Source organism: Roseiarcus sp. (genome assembly GCF_052145395.1).
Taxonomy (GTDB): Bacteria; Pseudomonadota; Alphaproteobacteria; order Rhizobiales; family Beijerinckiaceae; genus Roseiarcus.
The window spans coordinates 1-10,743 of the sequence record NZ_JBKQOT010000534.1 but is presented as its reverse complement, the minus strand read 5'-3'; the positions used below and the strand labels follow the sequence as shown (position 1 = coordinate 10,743).

9 protein-coding genes are annotated in these 10,743 nt (G+C 62.9%); 6 read left to right on the top strand and 3 right to left on the bottom strand.

Going from position 1 to position 10,743, the window contains the following annotated elements; translation table 11 throughout:
- Positions 1–33: 33 nt before the first annotated feature.
- The 3 genes from ACLP25_RS18340 to ACLP25_RS18330 all read right to left on the bottom strand — a co-directional run bounded on the left by ACLP25_RS18340 (position 34) and on the right by ACLP25_RS18330 (position 3,499).
- Positions 34–1,497, bottom strand: coding sequence for a form I ribulose bisphosphate carboxylase large subunit (locus ACLP25_RS18340; protein WP_442470606.1), 1,464 nt, complete (start codon positions 1,495–1,497; stop codon positions 34–36).
- Between the two features lie 67 nt (positions 1,498–1,564).
- The gene (locus ACLP25_RS18335) at positions 1,565–2,446 is read right to left on the bottom strand and encodes a phosphoribulokinase (protein WP_442470605.1); all 882 of its coding nucleotides are present in this window, start codon (positions 2,444–2,446) and stop codon (positions 1,565–1,567) included.
- A gap of 18 nt (positions 2,447–2,464) precedes the next feature.
- A complete protein-coding gene (locus ACLP25_RS18330) occupies positions 2,465–3,499 on the bottom strand; it encodes a class 1 fructose-bisphosphatase (protein ID WP_442470604.1) in 1,035 nt (344 codons plus the stop codon).
- A gap of 129 nt (positions 3,500–3,628) precedes the next feature.
- Between ACLP25_RS18330 and ACLP25_RS18325 the strand changes: the two genes are divergently transcribed.
- The 6 genes from ACLP25_RS18325 to ACLP25_RS18300 all read left to right on the top strand — a co-directional run.
- Entirely contained in the window at positions 3,629–4,546 is a 918-nt protein-coding gene (locus tag ACLP25_RS18325; RefSeq protein ID WP_442470603.1) for a LysR family transcriptional regulator, read from the top strand.
- A 93-nt stretch (positions 4,547–4,639) separates the two neighbouring features.
- Positions 4,640–6,274: a magnesium-protoporphyrin IX monomethyl ester anaerobic oxidative cyclase gene (gene bchE, locus ACLP25_RS18320; protein ID WP_442470602.1), complete on the top strand. Its 1,635-nt coding sequence runs from the start codon at positions 4,640–4,642 to the stop codon at positions 6,272–6,274.
- Positions 6,240–6,899 (top strand): bacteriochlorophyll 4-vinyl reductase, encoded by a 660-nt coding sequence (bchJ, locus tag ACLP25_RS18315; RefSeq protein WP_442470601.1) that lies wholly within the window; start codon positions 6,240–6,242, stop codon positions 6,897–6,899. The genes bchE and bchJ overlap by 35 nt, the downstream gene beginning before the upstream one ends.
- A gap of 605 nt (positions 6,900–7,504) precedes the next feature.
- Positions 7,505–8,827 carry a transcriptional regulator PpsR gene (ppsR, locus tag ACLP25_RS18310; protein ID WP_442470600.1) on the top strand — a complete coding sequence of 441 codons (1,323 nt, stop codon included), beginning with the start codon at positions 7,505–7,507 and terminating at the stop codon, positions 8,825–8,827.
- 31 nt (positions 8,828–8,858) lie between these two features.
- Positions 8,859–9,857, top strand: coding sequence for a GAF domain-containing protein (locus ACLP25_RS18305; protein WP_442470599.1), 999 nt, complete (start codon positions 8,859–8,861; stop codon positions 9,855–9,857).
- Positions 9,854–10,743: PAS domain-containing protein (locus ACLP25_RS18300; RefSeq protein ID WP_442470598.1), on the top strand; the 890-nt coding region annotated here is incomplete at its 3' end. The genes ACLP25_RS18305 and ACLP25_RS18300, both read left to right, overlap by 4 nt.

Sequence of the window (10,743 nt, the reverse complement as noted above, 5' to 3'; positions counted from 1 at the left end):
GCCCTCTCCCGCGAGGGGAGAGGGAGAAAAAGCCTATACCGCTGCTGTCACTGCCGGCACGAAGTCGGGGGTATCGGTCGTTGTGTAGTTGAAGGTCACGTCGCCCCAAACATCGAGCGCTTGCCTCAGCGGCGTGCAGGTCTTGGCCGCATCCGCCAGGATGTTCGGGCCTTCGTGGACATAGTCTCGCCCGGCGTTGCGGGCAAAAATCATCGCTTCGAGCGCGACGCGGTTGGCGGTCGCGCCGGCCGCGATGCCCGCCGGATGGCCGATTGTGCCGCCGCCAAATTGCAAAACGACGTCCTCGCCGAGGAGGTCGAGGAGTTGGTGCATCTGGCCTGCGTGGATGCCGCCCGACGCGACCGGCATGAGCTTGTTCAGCGACGCCCAGGGCTGGTCGAAGAAAATGCCGTGCTCGAGCTGCTGCGGATTAAAGTCCTCGCGGCAGATGTCGTAGTAGCCCTTGGTCGTCACCGGGTCGCCTTCGAGCTTGCCGACGACGGTGCCTGCGTGAATATGATCGACGCCCGCAAGCCGCATCCATTTGGCGATGACGCGGAACGAGACGCCGTGAGTCTTCTGCCGCGTGTAGGTCGAATGTCCGGCGCGATGGAGATGCAGGATCATGTCGTTCCTGCGCGCCCACTTCGCCATCGATTGGATCGCCGTATAGCCGATCACGAGATCGATCATGACGATGACCGAACCGAGCTCCTTGGCGAACTCGGCCCGCTCGTACATGTCCTCCATCGTCGCGGCGGTTACGTTGAGATAGCTGCCCTTGACCTCGCCGGTCGCAGCCTCGGCCTTGTTGACCGCCTCCATGCAATAGAGAAAGCGGTCGCGCCAATGCATGAAGGGCTGCGAGTTGATGTTCTCGTCGTCCTTGGTGAAGTCGAGCCCGCCCTTGAGCGCCTCGTAGACGACGCGGCCGTAGTTGCGCCCGGAAAGGCCGAGCTTCGGCTTTACCGTCGCGCCGAGGAGGGGCCTGCCAAACTTGTCGAGCCGCTCGCGCTCGACGACGATTCCGGTCGCCGGGCCCTGGAATGTCTTCACATAGGCGATCGGAAACCGCATGTCCTCGAGGCGCAGCGCCTTTAAGGGCTTGAAGCCGAAGACGTTGCCGATGATCGAGGCCGAGAGGTTGGCGATCGAGCCGGGCTCGAAGAGGTCGAGCTCGTAGGCGATATAGGCGAAGTACTGACCTTCGGTTCCCGGCACGGGATCCACGCGATAGCACTTGCCCCGATATTTCTCGCTTGCCGTCAGCCGGTCGGTCCACACCACGGTCCAGGTCGCCGTCGACGATTCGCCCGCGACCGCCGCCGACGCCTCGATCGGATCGACGCCCTCCTGCGGCGTGACCCGGAAGCAGGCGATGATGTCGGTGTCCTTCGGCGTGTACTCGGGCTCCCAATAGCCCATCTTGCGATATTCCATCACGCCGGACTTGTAGCGGTCCTTGCCCTTGACGGTCTGCGACTTCTGAACGTTCATGGCGTCTCTCTCCTCCTTGAGGGCGGGTTTCGGCCGTCGTCCGGCTCGACCAGGAATTTCCTCTCGATCAGGCGCGCAGCGCGCGGCGACCGCGCTCGATGAGCTTCAAGATCATCGGCGTCAGGATGAGCTGCATCGCGATGTCGAGCTTGCCCCCTGGAATGACGATCGAGTTGGCGCGGCTCATGAAGCTGTTGTGGATCATCGACAGGAGGTAGGGGAAATCGATGCCGTGCGGGTTCTTGAACCGGATGACGACCATCGATTCGTCGGGCGTCGGGATCGAGCGCGCGATGAAGGGGTTCGACGTGTCGACAGTCGGCACGCGCTGAAAGTTGATGTCGGTCTGGCTGAATTGGGGCACGATGAAATTCATGTAGTCCGGCATGCGCCGGAGGATCGTGTCCGTCACCGCCTCGGTCGAGTAGCCGCGCGCCGCCTTGTCGCGATGCAGCTTCTGGATCCATTCGAGATTGATGACCGGCACGACGCCGATCTTGAGATCGACGTAGCGAGCGACGTCGACCTGATCGGTGACGACAGCGCCATGCAGGCCCTCATAGAAGAGAAGATCGGAGCCTGGCTCGAACTCGCGCCATTCCGTGAAATGGCCCGGCGGCGCGCCATGAACTTCGGCCTCGACAGCGTCATGCACATAGGCGCGGGTCCGGCCTCCTCCCGTCTCGGAGTATGTTCGAAACGTGGTCTCGAGTTCCTCGAACAGGTTCGCGTCGATTCCGAAGTGGCTGTAGTGATGGTCTCCGCGCGCGGCCGCTTCCTTCATGCGCTCACGCATCTCGGCGCGGTTCCAGCGGTGAAAGGCGTCGCCCTCGATGTAGATGGGATTGTTCTTCTCGCGCCGGAAGATCTGCTCGAAGGTCTTCTTGACCGATGACGTGCCCGCTCCCGAGGACCCGGTGATCGCGATAATGGGGTGCTTAATGGACATGCCTCGCCCCTCCGAACGTCACCGGCGCATGAGGCCGCGCTTCCCGAACAGGGGGGGCAGCCTCGCCTCGCCTTCGTCGCCGTAGTAGCGGGCGACGCGCTCGACCTTGTCTTTGGAGCCGAAAATGAGAGGCGAACGGACATGGATCGATTCCGGCTCGATCGTCAGGATGGGTCGGTAGCCGTCGATCGCCGCGCCGCCGGACTGCTCGATCAGCAAGGCGACCGGGCTCGCTTCGTAAAGGAGACGCAGGCGGCCGTTCTCGTACCCTTCCCGCGAATCTTCGGGATAGAGATAGACGCCGCCCGAGAGCAGGGTGCGATAGACCTCGGCGATCATCGAGCCGACCCAGCGCATGTTGAAATTGCGTCCGCGCGGGCCTTCTTCTCCCTCGACGAGGTCCTCGATGTAAGACCGGACCGGCGCCTTCCAGTGACGCGCGTTCGCCGCGTTGATCGAAAACACGCTGGAGGCTTGGGGCATTTCGACGCGGCGGGTCGTAATTCGATAGACTCCGTCTTCGGGGTCGAGGGTCGCAACCGACACGCCGTGGCCGATCGTGAACGCGAAATCGATATGAGGCCCGTAGACGAAGATTCCGGCCGCGCGTTGGCGGGTTCCGCGCTGAAGAAAATGCGCGGCTTCGAGCGTGCCGGGCGGCGCGTCGAGCACGGAAAAGATCGTGCCGATGGTGATATTCGCCTCGATGTTGGACGAGCCGTCGAGCGGATCGATCGCGACGAGAAAGGTCCCGTCGGAGTCGAGCGCGACGAAATCTTCGCGCTCTTCGGAGACGACGCCGCGAACGCCCGACCCTTTTAGGGCGCCGATGAACGCTTGGTCCGCGAACACGTCGAGCGCTTTCTGCGCGACGCCGTCATGGTCCGGGCCGACATCCGCGTGCAGCGCGCCCCCGAGGGGCCCGCGCCGAATTCGGCTGGCGACCTCAATCGAAGCGTCCGCCAGCGCGGTCAGCACGCGGGCGAGATCTTTTGGGGCGGTGGCGGCGAGAAATGCGCCAAGGCCCTCGTTCACGGTCGAAGGTACGGTCACGGGCTCCTCCCGGAACGGCCCGTCGACGAAAAGGTCGTCGAACGGGTCGAAAAGTAGGGCCTCTTACGTGACAAAAGAAACTGATTTATTTTTGGAAGAGCATTCAAAATCCTTGAATACATATCGGTCATGCGTAATCTTTCCCTCCGGCAAATCGAAGCGCTTCACGCAATCGTCGCCGCGGGATCCCTCGTGCAGGCGGCTGCGGCGCTGAACATGACGCCGGCCGCGTTGACGGCGCGCGTGAAGGGGCTCGAAGAAGCCGTAGGGCTCAGGCTGTTCGACCGAACGCCCTCCGGGATGCGTTTGACCAAGGCGGGGGAGGCGGCGCTCGAGGCCTCGCGCGTCGTCAAGGAGGCGATGCGCGATTTCGCCGAAGCTATGCGGGCGATCGCGTCCGGAGAGGGCGGGCTTTTGTCAGTCGGCGCCGTCTCGACCGCGAAATACTTCGCCCCGCGACTGATCGCCGCATTCCTGGCCACGCGGCCGAAAGTCGAGCTTCGTTTCCTCATCGGCAATCGCGACGAGACCATCAGATCGCTGCGCGGGGGGACCATCGAGGTGGCGCTGGCCGGCCGGCCGCCTCGGGATCTGCCCGTGGAGACGTACTCCTTCGGCGCGCACCCCTATGTGCTGATCGCGCCGCCGGACCATCGCCTGGCCGGCGGCAAGGGGTTGACGCGCGCCGAGCTCGAGGGAGAAGCTTTCCTGTTCCGTGAGGCCGGATCTGGTACGCGCACCTTGTTTGAGGACTATATCGGCGACACCACAATCAGGCCGGTCCAAGTCGGGATTGAGCTCGGCTCGAACGAGACGATCAAGCAGGCGGTTATGGCGGGGCTCGGCATCGCGCTGCTGTCGGCGCACACGATCGCGGCGGAAGTCGCCAGCGGTCGCCTGGTCAGCCTCGATGTCGAGGGGCTCCCGATCCTGCGGCGGTGGCATGTTGTCAACCGTACCGACCGAACGCTGTCTCCGGCCGCCAGGGCGTTCCGGGATTTCGCCATTCGGGAGGGCGAGCATTTCCTTCCAGGCGTGATGGGGTGACGGACGGCTCTCCAGCGAGGCGCAAGCCTGCTTGACTTGAGTGTCAATTTAAGTTTACATTCTCTGCTGTTAAGCAAGCGGACGGAGACACCGTTGCGCATCCTTCTCATCCACCCGAACTATCATTCGGGCGGCGCCGAAATCGCAGGCAATTGGCCTCCGGCCTGGGTGGCCTACCTCGCCGGCGCCCTGAAGTCGGCGGGATATACGGACGTCCGCTTCATCGACGCGATGACCAATGATCTGAGCGATGAAGCGCTCGCGGCCCGCATCGCCGCGGAGAAGCCCGATATCGTCGGCGCGACGGCCATTACGCCGTCGATTTACAAGGCCGAACGCGCTCTTCAGATCGCCAAAGAAACGAACCCGAACGTTGTCACGCTGCTTGGCGGCGTACACGCGACCTTCATGTTCAAACAGGTGCTGAGCGAAGCGCCATGGATCGACGCTGTCATACGCGGCGAAGGCGAGGAAATCCTCGTCGATGTCGTGAGGGCGATCGCGTCGGGCGAATGGGCGGCGCGACGGCGCGAGATCAAGGGGCTGGCCTTCACAGAACCCTCGCAGCAAGGCGCGCAGATCGTCGCGACGCCGGCCGCCCCGACCGTGAAGAATTTCGACGCGATCACGCCGGACTGGGGCCTCCTCGAGTGGAGCAAGTACAAATACATTCCACTCAATTGCCGCGTCGCCATCCCCAACATGGCGCGCGGGTGCCCGTTCACCTGTTCATTCTGCTCGCAGTGGAAGTTCTGGCGCGACTATCGCATTCGCGATCCGAAGAAAGTGGTCGATGAGATCGAGACCCTTTACCAGCAATATGACGTCCGGTTCTTCATCCTTGCCGACGAGGAGCCGACGATAAACAGAAAGAAGTTCGTTCAGTTCTGCGAGGAGTTGATTGCACGCGGCCTGCCCGACAAGGTCCAATGGGGCATCAACACCCGGGTCACGGATATCCTGCGAGACGAAGAGCTTCTCCCGCTGTATCGAAAGGCTGGGTTGCTTCATGTGTCGCTCGGCACCGAGGCGGCCGCTCAGCTGAAGCTCGACCTTTTCCACAAGGAAACCAAGGTCGCCGACAACCGGAAGGCCATTCACCTCCTGCGCGAAGCGGGCATTGTGGTCGAAGCGCAGTTCATCGTCGGTCTGGAGAACGAGACCGCAGAGACCCTCGAAGAGACCTATCGCATGGCGCAGGAATGGAAGCCTGACCTCGCCAATTGGTCGATGTATACGCCCTGGCCGTTCTCCCAACTCTACCAGGACATGAGCGATAAAGTCGAGGTCTTCGACTTCGAGAAGTACAATTTCGTGACGCCGATCATCAGACCAGAGGCGATGGACCGCGGCGAACTGCTCGATCGCGTTATGAACAACTATCGGCGCTTCTACATGCAGAAGGCTTTGTTCTCATACCCTTGGGCGGGAACCAGCCAGCGTCGGCGCTATCTGCTCGGCTGCCTGAAAGCCTTCCTCAAGGCTGGCTTCGAGCGCAAGTTCTACGATCTCGGCAAGGTGGGCTATTGGGGACCGCAGTCGCGCAAGAAGGTCGATTTCCATTTCGACAAGTCGCGGACCATCGCGCCGGCCCAGATGGCCAACTGGGTGGCGAACGCCGACCGGTCGCGCAAGGCGCAGGTGAGCCTCGTCGACGCGAAGGCCTGTGGCGGCGGAATAGAACAAATGGCTGATGACGATGTCGTTGGCGCAACCGTTGATCGCTGAAGGCCGGGCGAAGCGTTCGAGATCCGAGGGCGAGACCTCTGGCCGGGTTGGACCCAATGCGGCGATCCAGCTGCTGCGCGTTCTGCCGTTGGCGGCGGAACCGGAGACTGTTCTCCGCATCCTTGTGACGGCGGGCGTGCTCGATTGGGCCATTCACCCGCCAACCGACATGGTCGAGGAGCGGTCGGTAGCCGCGCTCCATCGGGCGACGCGCAAGATTCTCCATCTGGAAGAAGGCTTGGCCGTTCTGGCCGAGGCGGGCGGGCTCACTGGCGACTATATCCTAGCGAACCGGATCCCCGGCTGGGCTCGCGCGGCCCTGAAGGCGCTGCCGGCGCGGATCTCATCTCGCCTGCTCGCAAAAGCTATAACGGCTCACGCGTGGACCTTCGTCGGGTCAGGGCGATTTGCCTGCTGCTTCGCCAATGGCCTGACCTTCGAAATCTGGTCCAATCCGTTTTGCGTCGGAGAGCGTTCCGATTCGCCGATCTGCGCTTGGCACGCGGCCGTCTTCCAGAGGCTCTACCAGGCCCTCGCATCGCCGAGGGCGCGCGTGGTCGAAACGCACTGTAGCGCGCGGGGAGACGCATGTTGCCGCTTCGCCGTGAATGGGATTCGCAAATGAACTCTGGTCGACGAACTCGATCGCGAGACCGGCCTTGCGCCGAATCTTGTCGCTCACAGCACGGACGCCGGCATCGGGCGATTTCCGCGTGCCTCGTCGGCAGCGCAGGACGCATGCTCTTGCAGCGCCTGGCGCTTGGGAAATACAATTCCGGCGGACTCTGCACAAACACCCGCTGCACGTATCCCCGACCTGGCGAAGCTCGGGATTCTGTGCGCACAAAAATTCGTTGCACGCACCCATTATCGCGCGCCGGGTGGCGTCGGACTCGACGAGGATGACATTGTTCATCTTTTCGTTGCCGATTACGAAGGTCGTTAAGCGCGACACGGCGGAAGTCGCCGGTGTCGCATGGCGCCCATACGGTGAGCTGTCCGCCGACGTGGCGGCGAGACCGGAAGCCCGCGGTTTTGGTCAACGACTATCTACTGAAGCGATGACGGCGGCTTGAACCCTCAACGTCTGGACTCTGAGGTGGGGGTTGCGATAGCGCTAGCTCTCGCGCCCCTGGTGAATGGGGGCGCGAGAGCGGCGACGGTGCGCCGAGAATCGAGAAGGGCTTCCCCGTCTGAACCTTCAGCCGGCGAGGCGCGGTTGGACGTTGGATGAGCGAGCCCGCGCAATTTTCCCCCGACATCACCCTCGAGGTGGACAGAGAAGGCGTGATTCGAACGGCCGTGTCCGCAGAGGCGCTTGCCGACGAACCGCTCGAGCAATGGCGCGGATTGCGGTGGACGGACACTGTGTCCCCGGACACTGCGGAACGGGTTGCGGAGGCAGTTGAGACCGCCCATCACGAAGGCGAATCCTCGTGTTTCACGGTCAATCAGCGGCTGCCAAGCGGCCGCGAGCTAACGCTCGAATATACCACCGTCAAGCTCGGCAGGAGAGCCGGCTTCATCGCGGTTGGGAGGAGCATCCAGGCCGTTTCCGACCTCAGGTCTCGGCTCGCGCTCGTCCAGAAGGAGCGCGAACAGGATTACTGGAAGCTCCGCGAGATCGAGACCAGATACCGGGCGCTGCTCGACGCCTCGTCCGAAGCAGTCGCGCTCGTGCGCATCGGGAATTTTCGGGTCGTAGAGGCCAATGCGGCAGCGACGAACTCTCTGGGTCTCGTTCCTGGCGCTGAATTTCTCCCTGATCTGACGGATCGCGATCGGAAAACCCTTGACGCCTTTCTCGAGACGGCCCGTGTGAAAGGTCGAGCGCCGGGCATCGTTCTGCATCTCGCGGAGAACGAATCGTGGAGCTTGCGCGCCTCGACGCTGACGAGCGAGGCTGGCGCTTTTTACCTGTTCCAGATGGCGCTGCTCGCCGAACCCGAGGCGGGCGGTCGCGCCTCCGACCGGAACGAAGCGTCATTTTCGCTCGAGGCGTTCATCGGGCGCCTACCGGAGGGATTCGTCATCCTTGATCGCGATGGCGTCGTCAGATTCGCCAATCATACCTTCCTTGATCTCGTTCAGGCGGGCGTGGAGAGCGCGGTCATCGGGAAGAACGCCAAGCTCTGGTTTACCCGGCCAGGAACAGGCGTACGAGTGATCCTCAACCTTGTTGAGCAGCACGGCGCCGTGCGCTCCTTGAGGACGACGCTGGAGGGCGAGCTCGGCATGAGTTCCGAAGTCGAAGTCTCCGCAGTCGGCGATCAGGACGATCGCCCGCGATATTTTGCGCTGCTCGTTCGCGACGTCGTATCGCACGCCAAGCCGCGAGAAGACGCCTCTGATCTTGCGACCCTCATCGGCAGCCTGTCGGGAACGACGCTCGAATCGGCTGTCCGCACCTCGGTCGAGGCGGTCGAGCGGCAGCGCCTGGTCGACGCTCTTGCCCAATCCCGCGGGAAACGGACCGCCGCGGCCAAGACCCTCGGCATCAGCCGGCAGAGCTTGCATGCGAAGCTGAAAAAATACAGGCTGGAACAAAAGTAGGGGGCCTCCGTCTCCGCTGGAGATCTGGGTCTTGACGGTCGAACAGCAACTGCCGCCGGCTTTTGGCGCCGCAAATCTCTCCAACTGCGAGCGGGAGCAGATCCATCTCGCCGGATCGATCCAGCCCTACGGCGCGCTGGTTGTTGTCCGAGAACCGGATCACGTCATTATTCAAGAAAGCGAGAACGCCGCGAGTTTTCTCGGCTTTCGCCACCGGCTGGGCGGACTCTCGCTTCGGACGCTTGGAGGTTCGGTCGCCGAGCGGCTGCGCGACGGCGTGACGGTCGATGTCGGCAGCATTCCGGTTGCGACGGCATGCACGGTTGGGGCGATGAACACACCGTACACGGCGCTTGTCCATCGCTCGGCGAATGGCGAGCTTGTCGTCGAATTCGAACGCGCGGTCGAGATGTCCGATTTGTCCGTCGATCTCGAACGGTTCGTTCCGGAAATCGTGGCGGCGGCGAATCTTCAGTCGCTTTGCGACGAAGCGGCCCATATCTTCCGCAAGCTCACCGGTTACGATCGGGTGATGGTCTATCGCTTCGACGACGAAGGACACGGGGAGGTCTTTTCCGAGACCCGAAAGCCGGACCTCGAGGCGTTTCTCGGCAACCGGTATCCGGCCTCCGACATTCCGCAGATCGCGCGCCGCCTCTACGAGCGCAGTCGCGTGCGGCTTCTGGCGGACGTCAATTATCGGCCGGCCCCGCTGATTCCGCGTCTGTCGCCGATCTCCGGGCGAGATCTGGATATGTCGCTGTGCTTCCTGCGCAGCGTTTCCCCAATTCATATTCAATACCTCAAGAACATGGGCGTGGACGCGACTTTGGTCGTCTCGTTGATGGTCAGCGGGAAATTGTGGGGCCTGGTTTCGTGTCACCATTATTCCCCGCGTTTCCTGAACTTCGAAATGCGGTCCGTCTGCGAGCTGGTGGCCGAGGTGCTTGCGACCCGGATCGCTGCGCTCGAAAGCTTCATGAGAGGCCAGGGCGAACTCGCCGCGCGCCGTCTCGAACAGCGGGGGTGACCGAGTGGATTGCGCGCGAAGGTGACTGGAGGAACGCTCTCTTCGACCGCAGCCGCCCGCTGCTGCTCCCACTCGGAGCGACCGGCGCGGCGCTTTTGTTTGAGGGCGAGATCCTGACGACCGGGGATGTGCCGTCGACGGACGACATTCGCCAGATCGCGCGCTGGTTGCGGCCGATGCTCAAAGACGGTCATTTTGCGACCGCAAACCTCAGCGGTCTGGAACCGGCGTTCGGCCCGCTCGCCGGCATCGCCAGCGGGCTTCTGGCGGTGTCCATCTCGAACCAGAGCGACGAGATGCTGATCTGGTTTCGAAACGAACGTGTGCGCACGGTGACCTGGGGCGGCGATCCATCCAAGGCGGTATCAGACTCCGACGATCCGTGCGAACTTTCACCGCGCCGATCCTTTGCGCAGTGGCACCAGATCGTGAAGGGCACCTCGGATCCCTGGACGGAGAGCGATCTCAGAGCGGCCCGTTTGATCCGCACGAGCATCAGCGACGTCGTCGTTCAGTTTCGCGCGGTCCGCATCCTGATCGCGCAGGATCAGCTCGATCAGGTGTCGCGCCAGGTTCACGGCTCGGACCAGCAGGTTCTCATCGCGGACGCCCGCGGCCAGGTCATGCAAAGCAGTGCGGGCTTCATGGAATGGCTGGGCGTCAAGGCCGACGCGTTGCGGCGTATCGACGAGCTGCCGCGCTTTTTCGACGACCCGGACCATGCGAAATTGCGGCTGGAGGCTCTCGTTGTCGAGAACCGGCCGTGGCGTGGCGAAGCGACGGTCGTTACGTCTCGTGGCGGCTCTATTCCGGTGCTTGTGAGGGCGGATCCGGTCCTGGTGGCCCCGGACCGCGTGTTGGGGTTTGTCCTGCTGTTCGCCGACCT